Origin of the sequence: Rahnella sp. CJA17(1/100), assembly GCF_963881615.1 — a bacterium.
GTDB lineage: Bacteria > Pseudomonadota > Gammaproteobacteria > Enterobacterales > Enterobacteriaceae > Rahnella > Rahnella aceris.
On the sequence record NZ_CAWOJA010000011.1, the window covers coordinates 288,977 to 305,186 of the forward strand.

The window sequence follows — 16,210 nt, forward strand, 5'->3', positions numbered from 1 at the left end:
ACCCAGACGTTATCACTCACCTTACCGGGCCTTTGTTATCCGTTTCGGGCACCGATTATCAGCGCGGCGACCAATGCAATTGAAACGAACGACATATAACCAATCACTAAAGCTCTTTTCATATCAAGCACCTCAGTTGAACGTTTTTTCAGAACATCGGGCTCACGCCAGAAATCATAGTAAACCGGACAGAACGTAATATAAATACCGATGACGCTAAGACGTCTGCAAAGTTTTACCTCTGCGACAACGCCGGTTGTCTACCGAACTTTCCTATTCCTGACCCCTGCGCTGACCTGTTTCCTATACTGGAGGTTTGTGATTAATTCCGGGAGGGAAGATGAATTTTCTATCACGCTTTGATTTTATCGCGCTGGTGATGGCGCCGGTGTTCTGGATAGGTGTCGCGACGATGTGTGTCGTCACGCTTGTCACATACTGGCTGCTGAGCTGGCTGGTCTCGTTTTTGCGCAAGGGCGTAAAACGCTGGGGGGAAGTTAATGAGGCCAGCCACCGGATTCGTTTTATTCTGGGCGAGATCCTCAACCGGACGAGTAATTTACTCATTTTCATTGCGGCTTTTTTGTTCAGTCTGCGGTTCGTTAATCTGCCCGATAATCTCTACAACACCATCAGTCACGCGTGGTTTCTGGTGCTGGCGTTCCAGATGGCATTGTGGCTGGATCAGGCGGTGGTCTCGTGGTTACGTCATATTATGCGTCAGCCCGGTATGAACAAAAATCCGGTAACGCTGGTGATCACCGGGCTGATTTTCCGGGCGGTAGTGTGGTCGGTGATGCTGCTGTCGATACTGGCGAATGTGGGCGTGAACATTACCGCGCTGGTCGCCAGTCTGGGCGTGGGCGGTATCGCTATCGCGCTGGCGATCCAGACCATTCTCAGCGATGTGTTCGCGTCATTATCTATCGGCTTTGATAAGCCTTTCGAAATTGGCGATTTCGTCGTTTTCAATGATGTTGCCGGTACTGTCGAACATATTGGCCTGAAGACGACCCGGATACGCAGCCTGAGCGGGGAACAAATTGTTTGCGGTAATGCCATTCTGCTCCAGCAAACGCTGCATAACTACAAACGCATGCAAACCCGCCGCATTGTTTTCAATTTTGGTGTTGCGATTAATACGCAGCCGGAAAAGCTGCGCAATATCGGTGACATGGTAAAGGAAATTATTATTGATGTCGGCGAAACGAAATTCGACCGCGCACATTTGCTGGGTTTTGGTACCGATCGCCTGAATATCGAAGTGGTCCATATCGTCAATACTGCCGATTACAATAAATACATGGATATTCAGCAGGAAATTAATATTCGTATTATTGAAAAGCTGATCGAGCAGGGGATCGAAATGGCATTGCCGAATATGATTGTTAAAACCCAGGCAGAACGCGACCGTTAAGATGGCGAGGACGCTATCAGGATGACCGGGGAGAAGCCCGGCCAGACAGCCATGTCTAGCTGGTCGGTCAGCGTAATTTCTTTATCGCTGAACAGATCCCGGTAGTGCCGGTAAGCAAGGTGGGGCGGCAGTACAATTTCCGCCTGCGGTAACCCCCGGGCTGGCAAACCCAGCACCAGACGCGGTGCCGCAACAATCACCGCATCGTCATTGTGCACCCGCGCAAACGCGATGATGTTTTCGGCGTGCTGGCCGGTCACACTGAGCGGAACATAGTCCCCCTGCTGAAACAGCGCAGGTTTTTGCTGGCGAAGCCCGGCGAGCGCCGCCACGAGGTATTGTTTCAGCTGGCCGTTCAGCGCCTGGCCCCGGCCCGTTTTATCATCCTGTCGTAACAACCGCGCCAGCCCGGTGAAATCCGGCAGACGACGGTTATCCGGATCAACAAGGCTGAAATTCAGCGCCTCGCTGCCCTGATAGATATCCGGTACGCCCGGCGCCATCAGTTTGATTACCGTCTGGGTCAGGCTGTTCACCAGTCCGGCATGGATAAATGGCTGGATCGACGCGTGGAAATCTTGCAGGAATAGCCGGTTTTCCGCTGAAAGCAGATGATGCGCGTAATCCAGCACGGCCTTTTCATAGTCTTCGTTGTTGTTATCCCAGTTGGTGCGCAGCTTGGCTTCCCGCAGCGCTTTTTCGACGAAACTCTGAAATCTTTCGTCGAGTTCCTGCAAACCCTGTTCATCTTCAGGCGTCAGCGTGACCGGCCACGCGCCCGCCAGCGCCTGATACAGCATCCATGTCAGCGCAGGGCGCGGTGCCGGGCCATCGGGAAGCATAATCACCTTTGACTCGTTCATCCGGTGCCAGCGTTTTACACAGGCGGCCCAGTCTTGTGGCGCTTCGGTCAGCGTAAACAGTCTGGCGCGGGCATCTTCACCCCGTTTGGTGTCATGCGTGGATGTCGCGGAAAGCGCCGCCGGTTGCTCTTCGCGGCGTTTTATCATCTCCGTATGGAAGCGGCTGAGGGAGAAGGTGCGAATTAACGGTTCAGCGCCGACTTCGTTCAGCGCCAGTTCCATGTTCTGGCGGAAGAAAAGTGTGTCTTCCACCGATTTAGCCATCAGCGGTCCGGTCAGTTGCTGAAAGCGGGTACGGAATAAACCGGCCTGCGATGCCGCCGCCGCAGAGGTTTCTCCACAAAGAATACGCGCCAGAAACGCAAGGATTTCAGGCTGAACGGCAAGGGCCGGGGCGCTGACCTTGCGCAGGATCTTGTGCAAAAGCGCGGTGTCTTCTGCGGGCATACCCTGTTCCGTGCCGTAAGTGCGGTACACCGGAAACGCGATCAGTAATTCGCGCAGCGCGGTACGGATATCATTTTCGTCATACATCGCGCCCCCGGTCCCGGCGATGCTGTTCGCCAGTTTCCACAGCGTGGTGTACTCGCCTTCGAAATTCTTTTCCACCATCATAAGCTTGGCCGCACGCAGCTCGTTGCGCATGTCCACCGGTTTGCCGACCACGCTGTCGTAAAGCTCGCTAAGCACCGCGATATTTTCATCGTTGACCAGCACATCCGAAAGCGAGGCAATGAACTCATAGCCGGTGGTGCCGGAGACCGGCCAGTCCGGCGGCAGGCGCTCGCCTTTGCCCAGAATTTTCTCCACCGTGATATAGCAGTCCGGCCCGGCCTTCTCCCGCAGGCGTTCAAGATAGGCTTTGGGATCGGCAAGACCATCCACATGATCGACCCGCAGGCCATCGGCCACACCGGAGCGGACCAGCTCGAGGATCAGCCGGTGCGTATCATCGAAAACTACCTCGTCTTCCACGCGCACACCCGCGAGGCCGGTGATTTCGAAAAAGCGCCGGTACGAGAGTTCACGGGGCGCGTCACGCCAGCACATCAGGCGGTAGGGCTGGCGCTCATGTAATTCAGTCAGTTCTGTTTTGCTCAGGCCGTCTGTTTTAGACGCCGTGAGAGTGCCGGGCGCAACGGGATAATAGGTATCGAAATAGGCGAAAGCGGGCTGACCGGTTTTGGGATCAGGCGTCAGCACAATGTCGCCTTTTTCCAGCGCATCCTCAAAAGCGTCCCCGAGGAAAGGCAGCGTCAGGCGACGCGACCAGTCGATATCAAAATGGCGTGCATAACGGCTCTTTTTGCCATGTTCAATGACGTCACGCCACCAGATATTCTCAAGTGAAGCCGCCATATGATTGGGCACAATGTCGAGGATCAGCCCGATCCCCGCCGCTTTCAGCGCCTGTGCCATACGGTCGAAACCTTCGCGCCCGCCAAGCGTCGGGTCAATTTCGTTGGCGTTGGTAACATCGTAGCCGTGCGTGGAACCAGACGTCGCTGTAAACACCGGGGAAGCATAAAGATGGCTGATCCCAAGTTGTTTTAAATAGGGGATAAGTCCTGTCGCAGTGTCAAAGTTCAGTCCATTACGGAACTGAATGCGGTAAGTCGCGGTGGGGATTTTCACAGTAAGACTCCTGGCGCAAGACGGACAATAAGGGAAGCGGGCACTGACGTCGCGGCATCCTGCGGCCAGGCAAAGATCGTTTCTCCTGGCAGTTCAGGAAGCGGGTGCGTGTCCTGGCCAACATTGAGTACCAGCGAAAGCGTGCCACGGGGGAATGTCCATTTAACGGCGAGAAAACCGGTTGAGGTTTCGACAATCTGGCCGACTTCTCCTTTCGCAGGCGTCAGTAAGGGCACGATGTATTTCCGGCGCAGCGCCAGCAGCTTGCGGGTCAGCGCCAGGGTGTTTTCGCCTTCGGGATGTGTCAGTTTCTGCCAGTCAAGTTTCGAATTTTCGAACGTACTGAGAGCGTTAGGATCGGGGACCGCGTCGTTGCCGTAACCGTTGTGTCCTTCAAATTCACGGGCGCGCCCCTCGCGAACCGCCTGCGCCAGCTCACCTTCAAAATCGGTGAAGAACAGAAACGGATTGGTTTCGCCGTATTCTTCGCCCATAAACATCAGCGGAATATGCGGCGATAACAATAAGGCGGCGAACAGAACGCGCGTACGTTCAGCGCCAGCCAGCGTGATCAGCCGGTCGCCGTGCGCACGGTTACCAATCTGGTCGTGATTTTGAATGAAATCGACAAAGGCTACCGGCGGCTGTCTGCGACTGACCGTACCGCGCGGTTTAGCGGTTTGCGGCGATTTTTCGCCCTGATACGCGAAACCTTCCGCTAACGCGCGTGCCGCCAGTTTCTCAGGGGTCTGCGCGAAATCCTGATAGTAGGCGTGCGTTTCACCGGTGCTGAGAACGTGAATGGCGTTATGGAAATCGTCATTCCATTCGGCGGTAAACAGTGGCACGGTGCCGTCGGCATTACGCGGGTGTAAAAAGATGACGTTGCGGCTGTCTTCGGTGGTCAGATGCACCGGGCGATCAGTGATCGCTTCGCGAATTCGTTCGGCGATTTCAATCAGAATATGCGGGGAAGAGGTGTCTTTCATCTGATCGATGGCATCAAAGCGCAGGCCGTCAAGCCGGTATTCTTTTAGCCAGTACAGCGGTGCTTCCACGATATAGCAGCGGGCCGCTTCGTTTTGATAATCGATGCCCGCACCCCAGGCCGTCATGCGTTGAGCATCGAAGAAATCCGGCGCGAGCAGTGGCAGATAATTGCCTTCCGGACCAAAGTGGTTGAGCACGATGTCCAGCACCACGGAGATGCCGACACCGTGCGCCGCATCGACAAACGCCTTGAAATCATCCGGCGAACCATAAGCGGAGTGAGGCGCGTACAGCAAGACACCGTCATAACCCCAGCCGCGTTGCCCCCCAAATTGTGAGAGCGGCAGCACTTCAATCATGGTGATGCCGGTTTCTGCCAGATAAGCGAGTTTTGCCTGCGCGGCGCTGAAAGTGCCTTCGGGTGTGAAGGTGCCGATATGCATTTCATAGACGACGGTTTCTTCCCACGGGCGGCCTTTCCAGTGGTGATTTCGCCATGCATAGCCCGATGATGAGGTGACCAGGGAAGGGCCGTTGACGCCTGCCAGCTGGGCGCGCGAGGCAGGATCAGGAACCGGCATGCCATCGGCCAGAATAAACTGGTACTCCTGACCGGCAGAAACACCGGTTGCCACAAACTCGAACCAGCCGTTTTCCGTCGGCTGCATTTCTCTGTCTTCGCCGGAAAGTCTCAGCGTCATTTTGGCCTGACCCGGCGCCCGGACCCGAAAGCGAACTGTCCCGGCGGAAATGAAACTGGCCCCCCAGCTTGTCGTCAATGCATCGCGTTGCATCACTTTACCTCGCAAAATAGTCGCGTTAACCGGCCGTTAGCCAACGAATAATAATCATAGTCGAGGATGAAAAAGAGGGCGATCCTGTCGGATATTAAACCCCGGCACAGAGGCAGGGGCATTCACGGAAAAATTATGCTGGCATCAGGAAGAGGAGGTGAAAAAAACCAGGGAGATAATGAAAGAGACGAGGGTCCCGATGAGCAGCATGCATTTGCTCGGCGTGAAGAACTTCTTGTTCTGATTGGCTTTATAAGCCTTGATTAATAACCACAGCATCACGATGCCAATGATAATAAATATTACGCCACCTGATATACTCGCGACTGGAGCCATATAAGTATCCTTCTCATCGGTAAATTTTAATTATAGCTCAGCATCTGAGAAGCGTTTTCCGCTTCATATTAACGGTTATCACCCGAACTCACCTCAGGCGCTCCCTTTTGCCCGATCTGCGGCAACATGCAGTTGTGACTGTACTGATGCAGCCGACCAAACGTATAATATCCCGCCGCGATGAGGGCATGGCGGTATTACCGGATTCGGCGACTTAAGTTAAATAAACCGTGCAATAAACCGGTTGCTATAAAAATAATTTTCAGCCTCAGATAATAATCACACAATACCTAAGGGAATTAAATGAAGTTACTTCATGGTTTGCTTTTTATGCTGTCAGTCGTCATAACCGGACAGTCCGGTGCCGCAACAACGACACTGACTGATGTTCTGGGAAATAAAATAACCTTAGAAACCCCGGTGAAAAGAGCGGTATTAGGTTTCTATTTTGAAGATTATATGGCGGTCGGTGGTGAACAGGCATTTGATCATATTGTCGGTATCTCCCGCGAAGCCTGGCATGGCAAAGTCCCTGCGAACTGGGATATGTATATTAAATACCGTCCGTCCATCGCCAACATTCCGGATATCGGCGAAATCGACCTGCACAACGTGTCGCTGGAAAAAGTGATTAGCCTGAAACCGGATGTGGTTATTTTAGCCAGCTGGCAGTACGCCGCCCTGAAGTATGAAGTCACGCAGCTTCAGAGCCTGAATATCCCGGTTGTCGTGCTCGATTACAATGATCAGACGGTGGAAAATCATGTGAAATCCACGGAAATTATCGGGATATTAACCGGCCAGACTGATCGCGCGAATGAGCTTGCCCGGCTTTATAAAAATAACATCACGCTGATTGAAGACAGGATCAGACAGGCGAATCTGCCGAAGCCAAAAGTCTATATTGAGTTTGGCAATAAAGGTCCGGCGGAGTATTCATTTACCTATGGTGAAAATATGTGGGGGGTGATGCTGCGTCTTGCAGGTGGTGAAAATATTGCGGCACCTTTCGTTAAACAGTGGGGCGAAATTAACCCTGAGCAGTTGCTGGTTGCCAAACCGGATGTCATTTTTATTTCCGGCAGGGAGAACAATAAAGTCGATACGGCGTTAGAAATGGGCATCGGGGTCAATGAAGCCACGGCAAGAGCAAAACTCAACGGATTTGCTCACCGTGACGGCTGGAGTTCATTACCGGCAATTAAAAACGACAAACTCTTCGGGGTTTATCAGGGCGCATCACGGACGCTGGTGGATTTCACCATGGTGCAGTTTATCGCCAAGTCCCTTTATCCTGATTTATTCAGGGATATTGATCCGGTGAAAAACTATCACGATTATTATAAAAAATACCTGCCTGTCATGCCGGTGGGAACCTTTGCGTTATCGGCCAGTGAGAAACTCCACTGATCGTGGATTTTCCTGTTAATCGATCCCTTTCAATCCATTTGCTCTCTTTGAAAGGGATCGGTGTACTTACACCCTGGGTGTTGCCAGAAATTGCGGTCGCTGTTCGGCCCGCTGTGTGAAGCTGTTCGCTTGCGCATACTGGTCGGCGTTCATGATATCTGGCAGCATCGATACCGTAAAACTCCAGGCAACGGCGATGCTGATACCGGCTACAGTCAGTATATCAGGGGCGCTTTCCTGCAGGCTGTCATCAAGCATTTGCCATGTCCCGCGGAGCTGTCGGGTCACCCGATCAACCCAGGGCTGATGTTGCTTTTCCTCCGGCCTGAGGCGTCGTTCGTAAACGAGTTGCACCGCTTTTTCACAGGCTGTCAGAGCAAGTCCCGTGAGGCATAATTCCCGCAGGCCTTCCGGCCCGGACTCGGGGGGATTGCCAAGAGAGCGGGTGGACAGTTTCTCCAGATAGCTGATGATTAAGGTTGAGTCCATCAGTACCTGATTGTCTTGCGTGATAAGCGTGGGGACTTTGACCGCCGGGTTAATTTTCACCAGTGTCTCAAAATCGGCAAACACCGAGAGCGGACGATGTTCGAAATCAATACCCAACACTTTCATACAGATAGCCACGCGTCTGACATAGGGCGAATCCAGCATTCCGATCAGGACCATAGTGTTACCTCACCTCATTTTTGTTAATAAATTCGACTACCTGTCTGGCTACAGGCAGTGGAGCATCTTCCATCAAAAAGTGTCCGGCCTGCTCATAGATATGCAGCGTGGAAGACGAAATATCGCGTTGCAGACGCTGGCTATATTCAACGGGCTGCCATTCATCTTCTTTCCCCCATAAGATCTGTACGGGCAGATTCAGAAGAGGGAGCTTCTCCGCAAAGTCTGCCGTGTAACAGGAATTATAGTGAGCGACCTGATGCTGATAAAATGAGGCCTGCTCCACCACGCCACAAAGTGGCGCGAGATAACTCTCCAGCCGTTCCCCTGTCATCACTTCCTTTTTAAAAACGGCCATCTTTAGCTGGCGTGACATCGCAATACAATGTTCGCTGGCCGGTATCAATGCATATTCCGCATAATTATCCCGCATGTCTTTCCATGTAGGCGATGGCCAGGAGTCGTAGCTTGGAATATCGGCGAGGGTGAGTGTCTGGAGGCGGTCCGGGTAATCGAATGCCAGCCGAAGTGAAATTGCCCCACCGATGTCGTGACCCAAAAAGTGTGCTTTATCCAGTTGCCAGTATTCAAGCAGTCGTAGCAGAAAAGTCACCTGTGAGGCTACCGATGTATCCGTTTTCACCGGGCGTTCGGATGCGCCGAACCCTGGAAGGTCATACAGATGAACACGAAAGCCTGCGTCGACAAATATCGGGACGAGTGTCTGCCAGATGACAGAATGCGCAGGCGTGCCATGAACCAGAATCAGTGGCGTGCCTGAGCCGTGGACCCCCGTCGCAATGCGACAACCCTTTATCACAACGTGTTGAGTCAGTAATGGATTACAACCTGGCATAGTTTGCTCCGCTTTTATTCAGTCTGAGCAGGCTATCCGTTGACTGAATATGACGCCAGTGACATTCTTTCCCTCTGGTAACCCACTTTTGTCATAATAAAATGAATAAACGCCTCTCCGTTGATTCGCTCAGGGTGTTCAGAACCGTCGTTCAAACCGGCAGTATGAGCAAAACGGCTTCACTCCTCAGCCTGAGTCAGTCTGCTGTGAGCTGGAAACTCAGGCGACTTGAAGATCAGCTTCAGTGTCAGCTCCTGACACGTCACGCAGGGAAAGCCTGCCCGACTGAAAAGGGCAGCGTGTTACTCCAGCATGCGGTGAAAATACTCAGCGAACACGATAACGCTGTGGCCTATTTTTCACCTTCGGCATTGCGCGGAAAGCTCCGTGTTGGGGTAACTGAACACATTTCTCTGACAGAAGTGTGTTCAGTTATTGCTCTGTTCACTCACCATCATCCTGAGGTGGATGTCCAGCTGGTTGTTGAGCAAAGCCATCTCCTGCGTCAGCATTTTTCTGAGGGGGGACTGGACATCATTTTACACCAGGATTTCACGGGCATGGCCAGCGGCGAAGACAAGGTACTCTGGACAGAAAAATTATACTGGTGTGCACCTCCTTCGTGGCGGTATGCATCCGGTAATCGCCTTAAACTGATCACCTGGGGGACAGATTGTTTTTATCGCCGTATGGCTGAGGAGAAACTGAATCAGGCTGATATTACCTTTATGGTGATGCTGGAGTGCCCTTCAGTGGCAGGTATGCTTGCGGCGATAAATGCAGGCCTTGGGGTGGGAATAATGAATGAATTCAGCATCGTAAAACCGGTTAGCGATCTTTGCGAACTTGAACAGAGGATGCCGTTGCCGTCGGTGGATTGTCTGCTACGTGTGAACGAACACCGCTATAACCCTGCAAGTGAGGCTTTCTGTCTGATACTGAGCCGGCTGATGCACAGATCTGCTAAGGCGGGGGATATCAATAGCAGTCAGTCATGATTTTATCGAAGAGGCATGCGACTTTCTGATTCATTAATAGCGGGTCGCGGTGGCTGCATAATACATATTACCGTTAACTGAACGGCATCTTTAAATAGTCTCCTGATATTTCATTTAGAAGAATATTAAATTTAATTCGTCAATAAAAATATTCCCATTCTTCTGGCGGGTTCAAGGTAAATTTTATCTGAGCACGATATATTTTCAGCTTGTCGTATTTTGGATGCCCGGGAATGTACGAATTCAATTTGATATTGCTGCTGTTACAACAAATGTGCGTGTTTTTGGTGATTGCCTGGCTGATGAGTAAAACGCGGTTATTTATTCCGCTGGTTCAGGTGTCGGTTCGGCTGCCACATAAGTTATTGTGTTACATCACGTTTTCCATTTTTTGCATTATGGGAACCTACTTTGGCCTGCATATCGAGGACTCTATTGCCAATACCCGTGCGATTGGCGCCGTGATGGGCGGGTTGCTCGGCGGCCCGGTGGTCGGGGGGTTAGTGGGGCTGACCGGCGGGATCCACCGTTATTCAATGGGCGGTATGACGGCGCTGAGCTGCATGATTTCAACTATCGCCGAGGGATTATTAGGGGGTCTGGTACACAGCGTTTTGATCAAACGTGGACGTATCGATAAGTTATTTAATCCGCTGGTAGCGGCCGGTGTCACCTTTGTTGCAGAAATACTGCAAATGCTAATCATCCTGCTTATTGCCCGCCCGTTTCACGATGCGCTTAATCTGGTCGGCAGCATTGCCGCCCCGATGATGGTGACGAATACCCTCGGGGCTGCGATGTTTATGCGTATCCTGCTGGATAAGCGGGCAATGTTCGAAAAATATACCTCGGCGTTTTCGGCCACCGCGCTGAAAGTGGCCGCCTCGACGGAAGGCATTTTGCGACGCGGGTTCAACGAAGAGAACAGCATGAAAGTGGCACAGGTGCTGCTGAAAGAGCTGGATATCGGGGCTGTGGCGATTACCGATCGTGAGAAATTACTGGCCTTTACCGGTATCGGCGACGATCACCATCTGGTGGGGAAACCCATCGCATCACAATATACCTGGCGTGCTATCGAGAACGATGAAGTGGTGTATGCCGACGGCAACGAGATGCCTTACCGCTGTTCGCTGCATCCCAGCTGCAAGCTGGGTTCAACCCTGGTGATCCCGCTGCGGGGCGAAAATCAGCGGGTGATTGGCACGATCAAATTGTATGAAGTTCGCAACCGTCTGTTCAGCTCCATCAACCGCACACTGGGCGAGGGGATTGCCCAGTTGCTGTCGGCGCAGATCCTCGCCGGTAAATTTGAGCAACAAAAAGCGTTGCTGGCGCAGTCTGAAATCAAGCTGTTGCATGCTCAGGTTAATCCGCATTTCTTATTCAACGCCCTCAATACGTTAATGGCGGTGATCCGCCACGACAGTGATAAAGCCGGTCAACTGGTGCAGTACCTGTCGACCTTCTTTCGCAAGAATCTCAAACGCTCTTCTGAAGTCGTGACGCTGGCGGATGAACTGGAGCATGTGAATGCCTATCTGCAAATCGAGCTGGCAAGATTTCCGTCGCAACTGAAGGTGGATTTACAGGTGCCGGAGGCCTTTTCTGATCAGAGCCTGCCTGCTTTCACCCTGCAACCGTTAGTGGAAAATGCCATCAAACATGGCACTTCTCAGTTGCTGAGCAATGGCAATATTGTGATCCGCGCTTACAGTGAGGGCGAAATGGTGATCATCGAAGTGGAAGATAACGCCGGGTTATATCAGCCGGAAGAAAGCAGCGACGGGTTAGGTATGAGCCTGGTCGATAAACGTCTGCGGGCGCGCTTTGGCGATGATTATGGCATTACGGTCAGTTGTAAACCGGATGATTTCACCCGCGTCACGTTACGGCTGCCTGCGGAGGGTGCGCCATGTTAAGAGTGCTGATTGTCGATGATGAGCCGCTGGCGCTGGAAAATTTACGCTTACAGCTTCAGGATGAAAGCGATATTGAAATTGTCGGTGAATGTACCAACGCCATTGAAGCGATCGGCGTGATCCACAAAATCCGCCCTGACATTGTCTTTCTCGATATTCAGATGCCGCGCATCAGCGGGCTGGAAATGGTCGGTATGCTCGATCAGCAACATCGCCCGCACATCGTTTTCCTCACCGCGTTCGAGGAATATGCGGTACAGGCGTTTGAACAGTGCGCGTTTGACTACTTACTCAAACCCATCCAGGCGGCGCGGCTTCAGAAAACGCTGGCGAGATTACGACTGGGCTATCAGGAGCAGGATGTCTCACAGTTACCGCAATATCAGCAGCCGCTGAAGTTTATCCCCTGTATCAGCAGTAACCGTATCTGGTTGTTGCAGCTTGAAGATGTGGCTTTTGTCAGCAGCCGGGTCGGCGGGGTGTATGTCACCGGACAGGACGGCAAAGAAACATTCACCGAACTGACCCTGCGCACGCTGGAAGTTCGTACGCCGTTGTTACGTTGTCACCGGCAATATCTGGTGAATATGGATTATCTGAAGGAGATCCGTCTGGAGGATAAGAACCAGGCGGAACTGCTGCTGCGTGATGGTCAGATTGTGCCGGTCAGCCGCCGCTATCTGAAATCACTGAAAGAGACGGTGGGGCTGTAAACCCCGCCGCTTTTCTTTTGGACACATGGGTCAGACAGGGCTGGCCGGACGCAGCCGGGCAAAGGCCGCGCGGATTTCGGTTTCGGGCAACTGCATGCCAATGAAAACTAACGCACTGCGCGGCGTTTCCTCCGGCAGCCACTCGCGATCCCAGTCGGCGCTGTAGAGGCGCTGTACGCCCTGAAACAGCAGGCGGCACGGGTGATCGGCTATCCATAACATCCCTTTATAACGCATCAGGTTATCGGCAAAACTGGCCAGCAGTTCTTCCATCACCTTCGATATCGCGGTCAGCGCCACCGGATAATCCAGTTCCACCACAATCGAGGAAACGGTGTTTTGCTGTGGCGCGAGGCGATGGAACAGCGGTCTGGCGGCGACCACGTCTTCCTCCAGCATAAATCCGCGGGTATCAAACAGCAGCGCCGGATCGATATCCCCCTGAACTGTTTTATAAACCGGTGCACGGGCATTAATCCGTTGCAGCCGCTCCGTCAGCTCAGAACATTCACCGGACACATCAGTTTTAGTCAGCAGGATGCGGTCGGCATAACCAATCTGCGACTGCGCCAGCGGGAACTGATCCAACTGAGACATGGCATGCACGGCATCCACCAGCGTGATAACGCCATCTAACACATATCTTTCACAGATGACTTCATGCGCGAAAAATGCCTGAAGGATCGGGCCGGGATCGGCCATGCCGGTGCATTCGATTATCAGCCGGTCAAACTGCACCTCGCCTTTATCTACGCTGTCGAGCAAATCCAGCAGCGCTGATTCCAGCTCGCCCGAACGGGTACAGCAGATGCAGCCGTTGGATAAAGTGGTGATACGTGTGGCACGGTCGCCAATCAGCTGGTTATCGATGGGCATTTCGCCAAATTCATTCTCGATCACCGCAATTTTCATCTCGTGCTGAGTATGCAAGATCTGGCGTAAAAGCGTGGTTTTCCCGGCACCCAGGAAGCCTGTTAATACTGTCACTGCAATTGGCGTCATAATTTTATTCCCCTTAACAACAGCGCATTCCGCCTTTACCATCTCCGCCGTAACGCGCCTGCTGGCGCTCGCGGAAAAATTCCTCGTAGGTCATTGGCGGCGTATCCGGGTGGTTGGTTTGCATATGCAGAACGTAGGTGTCGTAATCCGGTATGCCTACCAGCATACGTGCGGCCTGACCGAGGTATTTCTTCGCCGCACCTAAGTTGTCAAACATACGTACTCCTTTGAATTTATGCTGAAAAGCCCCGCGGGTGCGGGGCTTTGAGGTAAACGGTCAGTGCCCGGAGGAGATTTTTATCCCTTCCGCAGGAACCGGCACATAAGGCGTTTCCTTATCGGTACGTTTGTCGGTTTTACGTGCCTGCAGACAGGCGCGGATACCGTAGAAAATGATGCTGTACACCACAATCAGGAACAGAACACTCAGCCCGGCGTTGGTGTAGTTGTTGATGACAATATGGTGCATATTGCTGACTTGTTCTGGTGTCAGGTTCCCGCCGCCAGTGGCAATGCGTTCTTTATACTGACCGGCCATGTAGAAGAAGCCTTCCATCTGTGCATTGGTGCTGAACAGTTTCAGACCCAGCGCCCAGGTGGTGCAGATAAGCAGCCAGATGGCTGGCAGCATGGTGACCCAGATGTACTTCGTACGTTTCATTTTCACCAGAACGACGGTGGCGAGGATCAGCGCGACGGCGGCCAGCATCTGGTTTGAGATACCGAACAGCGGCCACAGGCTTTTCACGCCACCCAGCGGATCGACCACGCCCTGATACAGCAGATAACCCCACAGCCCGACGCAGCCTGCAGTGCCGATAATCCCGGCGACCAGCGAATCGGTTTTTTTCAGGAACGGGATAAAGTTACCCAGCAGATCCTGCAACATAAAGCGGCCGGAACGGGTGCCCGCATCCAGTGCGGTCAGGATGAACAGCGCTTCAAACAGAATGCCGAAGTGATACCAGAAGCCCATATCGGCCAGCGGCATAATTTTGTGGAACACGTGCGCAATCCCGACGGCCAGCGTGGGTGCACCACCTGCGCGGTTCAGCACTGAGGGTTCGCCGATGTCTTTCGCCGTTTGCATAATCTGCTCAGGCGAGATCACAAATCCCCATGAACTGACGGTTGCTGCGGCGTGCGCCGTGACGTCTTTCAGTTGCGCCAGAATCATCGGCGCATGATCACCGCCCAGTTCGTGCAGGTTTGGCATGGTGATGCCCAGACCGGCTGGCGGGGTATTCATGGCGAAGTACAAACCCGGCTCGATGATTGATGCCGCGACCAGCGCCATCACCGCCACGAAGGATTCCATCAGCATTGCGCCGTAACCGATAAACCGTGCATCGGTTTCGCAGGCCAGCAATTTAGGCGTGGTGCCGGAGGCGATCAGTGCGTGGAAACCAGACACCGCACCGCAGGCGATGGTAATAAACAGGAACGGGAACAGGGCACCTTTCCACAACGGACCTGTACCGTCGATGTACTGGGTCAGGGCAGGCATTTTCAGTTCCGGATTGAGGATCACGATACCGATCGCCAGCCCGACGATAACGCCGATTTTCAGGAACGTTGCCAGATAATCACGCGGCGCCAGAATCAGCCACACCGGCAACAGAGCGGAGACAAACGCATAACCAATCAGGGTAAAGGTAATGGTGGTGTCTTTGAAGGTCAGCGCCGGACCCCAGTAAGGATCGCTGGCGATAACGCCACCGAACCAGATAGCCGCGACAAGCAGGATCACGCCAATCACCGAGATCTCACCCACGCGACCCGGGCGGATAAAGCGCATATAGATGCCCATAAACAGGGCAATCGGCACCGTAGAACACACGGTAAACACGCCCCACGGGCTTTCAGCCAGTGCTTTCACCACGATTAAGGCCAGCACCGCCAGAATAATAATCATGATCAGGAAACAGCCGAACAGGGCGATAGTGCCCGGCACCGGCCCCATCTCTTCTTTGATCATCTCGCCCAGGGACGCACCGTTCCGGCGTGAAGAGATGAACAGCACCATGAAGTCCTGCACCGCACCGGCCAGAACCACACCGGCCAGCAACCACAGAACGCCCGGCAGATACCCCATTTGCGCGGCGAGCACAGGCCCGACTAACGGACCCGCCCCGGCGATAGCGGCAAAATGGTGGCCGAACAGTACGTTGCGGTTGGTCGGCACATAGTTCAGGCCGTCATTGTTGATTACCGCAGGCGTCGAGCGCGAAGGGTCGAGTTTCATGACCTTTTGCGCGATATACAGGCTGTAATAGCGATAGGCCACCAGATAAACCGAGACAGAGGCCACGACTATCCATAAGGCGCTGATATGTTCACCCCGCCGCAGGGCAACCACACCCAGACAGCAGGCACCGAGGAGAGCCACAATCATCCACGGTATGTGCTTGAATAATGCTTTTTTATTCATAAATAACCCGGTTATTTTAAAAGACTCACGAAATACCCGTCTCTGTTTTCTTTATTAAGGACCGCTTTCAGAGAGGCAGGGACCTGTTTTGTTACACACTTTACTGCCCGCATAGGGTGCCAAATTCGCAGGCGCGCAGGGGGGAAACTTGGTAAGCGGTCACAGAGGGAGATA

13 protein-coding genes are annotated in these 16,210 nt (G+C 53.1%); 6 read left to right on the top strand and 7 right to left on the bottom strand.

What is annotated here, in order from left to right; genetic code table 11:
* The first annotated feature begins 340 nt into the window (after nt 1-340).
* A complete protein-coding gene (locus AACU55_RS07650) occupies nt 341-1,417 on the top strand; it encodes a mechanosensitive ion channel family protein (RefSeq protein ID WP_134705351.1) in 1,077 nt (358 codons plus the stop codon).
* Here AACU55_RS07650 and treY read toward each other — a convergent pair.
* Together treY and treZ are read right to left on the bottom strand one after the other, a co-directional pair.
* Nucleotides 1,414-3,915: a malto-oligosyltrehalose synthase gene (gene treY / locus AACU55_RS07655; RefSeq protein ID WP_134705352.1), complete on the bottom strand. Its 2,502-nt coding sequence runs from the start codon at nt 3,913-3,915 to the stop codon at nt 1,414-1,416. The two genes, AACU55_RS07650 and treY, sit on opposite strands and share 4 nt — an antisense overlap.
* Complete coding sequence (gene treZ / locus AACU55_RS07660) at nt 3,912-5,699, bottom strand: malto-oligosyltrehalose trehalohydrolase (protein ID WP_134705353.1); 1,788 nt, start codon at nt 5,697-5,699, stop codon at nt 3,912-3,914. Before treZ ends, treY begins: the two co-directional genes overlap by 4 nt.
* Nucleotides 5,700-5,834: 135 nt before the next feature.
* Here treZ and AACU55_RS07665 point away from each other — a divergent pair, with 135 nt between their 5' ends.
* Nucleotides 5,835-5,966: a hypothetical protein gene (locus tag AACU55_RS07665; protein ID WP_255347777.1), complete on the top strand. Its 132-nt coding sequence runs from the start codon at nt 5,835-5,837 to the stop codon at nt 5,964-5,966.
* 372 nt (nt 5,967-6,338) lie between these two features.
* The gene (locus tag AACU55_RS07670) at nt 6,339-7,445 is read left to right on the top strand and encodes an ABC transporter substrate-binding protein (protein WP_134705354.1); all 1,107 of its coding nucleotides are present in this window, start codon (nt 6,339-6,341) and stop codon (nt 7,443-7,445) included.
* A gap of 66 nt (nt 7,446-7,511) precedes the next feature.
* Here AACU55_RS07670 and AACU55_RS07675 read toward each other — a convergent pair whose 3' ends face one another.
* Both AACU55_RS07675 and AACU55_RS07680 read right to left on the bottom strand, forming a co-directional pair.
* Complete coding sequence (locus tag AACU55_RS07675; protein ID WP_013578138.1) at nt 7,512-8,114, bottom strand: glutathione S-transferase; 603 nt, start codon at nt 8,112-8,114, stop codon at nt 7,512-7,514.
* A 4-nt stretch (nt 8,115-8,118) separates the two neighbouring features.
* Nucleotides 8,119-8,970 (bottom strand): alpha/beta fold hydrolase, encoded by an 852-nt coding sequence (locus tag AACU55_RS07680; RefSeq protein WP_037032822.1) that lies wholly within the window; start codon nt 8,968-8,970, stop codon nt 8,119-8,121.
* Nucleotides 8,971-9,071: 101 nt separating this feature from the next.
* Between AACU55_RS07680 and AACU55_RS07685 the strand changes: the two genes are divergently transcribed.
* The 3 genes from AACU55_RS07685 (at nt 9,072) to btsR (ending at nt 12,603) form a co-directional block, all read left to right on the top strand.
* On the top strand, nt 9,072-9,968 hold the full coding sequence (locus AACU55_RS07685; RefSeq protein WP_134705355.1) for a LysR family transcriptional regulator: 897 nt from the start codon (nt 9,072-9,074) through the stop codon (nt 9,966-9,968).
* 233 nt (nt 9,969-10,201) lie between these two features.
* Nucleotides 10,202-11,890, top strand: coding sequence for a sensor histidine kinase (locus AACU55_RS07690; RefSeq protein ID WP_112151419.1), 1,689 nt, complete (start codon nt 10,202-10,204; stop codon nt 11,888-11,890).
* Nucleotides 11,884-12,603: a two-component system response regulator BtsR gene (gene btsR, locus AACU55_RS07695; protein WP_013578142.1), complete on the top strand. Its 720-nt coding sequence runs from the start codon at nt 11,884-11,886 to the stop codon at nt 12,601-12,603. Before AACU55_RS07690 ends, btsR begins: the two co-directional genes overlap by 7 nt.
* Nucleotides 12,604-12,633: 30 nt before the next feature.
* On the opposite strand, the gene yjiA is transcribed toward btsR, so the two are convergent.
* The 3 genes from yjiA to AACU55_RS07710 are packed head-to-tail and all read right to left on the bottom strand — an operon-like array spanning nt 12,634 to nt 16,036.
* Entirely contained in the window at nt 12,634-13,605 is a 972-nt protein-coding gene (gene yjiA / locus AACU55_RS07700) for a GTPase (RefSeq protein ID WP_037032827.1), read from the bottom strand.
* 13 nt (nt 13,606-13,618) lie between these two features.
* The gene (locus AACU55_RS07705) at nt 13,619-13,822 is read right to left on the bottom strand and encodes a YbdD/YjiX family protein (RefSeq protein WP_013578144.1); all 204 of its coding nucleotides are present in this window, start codon (nt 13,820-13,822) and stop codon (nt 13,619-13,621) included.
* A gap of 60 nt (nt 13,823-13,882) precedes the next feature.
* Nucleotides 13,883-16,036 carry a carbon starvation CstA family protein gene (locus AACU55_RS07710; protein ID WP_134705356.1) on the bottom strand — a complete coding sequence of 718 codons (2,154 nt, stop codon included), beginning with the start codon at nt 16,034-16,036 and terminating at the stop codon, nt 13,883-13,885.
* Between the last annotated feature and the right edge of the window lie 174 nt (nt 16,037-16,210).

Bases quoted from the DNA above. Each gene is read 5' to 3' on its own strand.
- AACU55_RS07650 (WP_134705351.1), top strand. From the start codon at position 341: ATGAATTTTCTATCACGCTTTGATTTTATCGCGCTGGTGATGGCGCCG.
- treZ (WP_134705353.1), bottom strand. From the start codon at position 5,699: ATGCAACGCGATGCATTGACGACAAGCTGGGGGGCCAGTTTCATTTCC.
- AACU55_RS07665 (WP_255347777.1), top strand. From the start codon at position 5,835: ATGCTGGCATCAGGAAGAGGAGGTGAAAAAAACCAGGGAGATAATGAA.
- AACU55_RS07670 (WP_134705354.1), top strand. From the start codon at position 6,339: ATGAAGTTACTTCATGGTTTGCTTTTTATGCTGTCAGTCGTCATAACC.
- AACU55_RS07675 (WP_013578138.1), bottom strand. From the start codon at position 8,114: ATGGTCCTGATCGGAATGCTGGATTCGCCCTATGTCAGACGCGTGGCT.
- AACU55_RS07680 (WP_037032822.1), bottom strand. From the start codon at position 8,970: ATGCCAGGTTGTAATCCATTACTGACTCAACACGTTGTGATAAAGGGT.
- AACU55_RS07685 (WP_134705355.1), top strand. From the start codon at position 9,072: ATGAATAAACGCCTCTCCGTTGATTCGCTCAGGGTGTTCAGAACCGTC.
- AACU55_RS07690 (WP_112151419.1), top strand. From the start codon at position 10,202: ATGTACGAATTCAATTTGATATTGCTGCTGTTACAACAAATGTGCGTG.
- btsR (WP_013578142.1), top strand. From the start codon at position 11,884: ATGTTAAGAGTGCTGATTGTCGATGATGAGCCGCTGGCGCTGGAAAAT.
- yjiA (WP_037032827.1), bottom strand. From the start codon at position 13,605: ATGACGCCAATTGCAGTGACAGTATTAACAGGCTTCCTGGGTGCCGGG.
- AACU55_RS07705 (WP_013578144.1), bottom strand. From the start codon at position 13,822: ATGTTTGACAACTTAGGTGCGGCGAAGAAATACCTCGGTCAGGCCGCA.
- AACU55_RS07710 (WP_134705356.1), bottom strand. From the start codon at position 16,036: ATGAATAAAAAAGCATTATTCAAGCACATACCGTGGATGATTGTGGCT.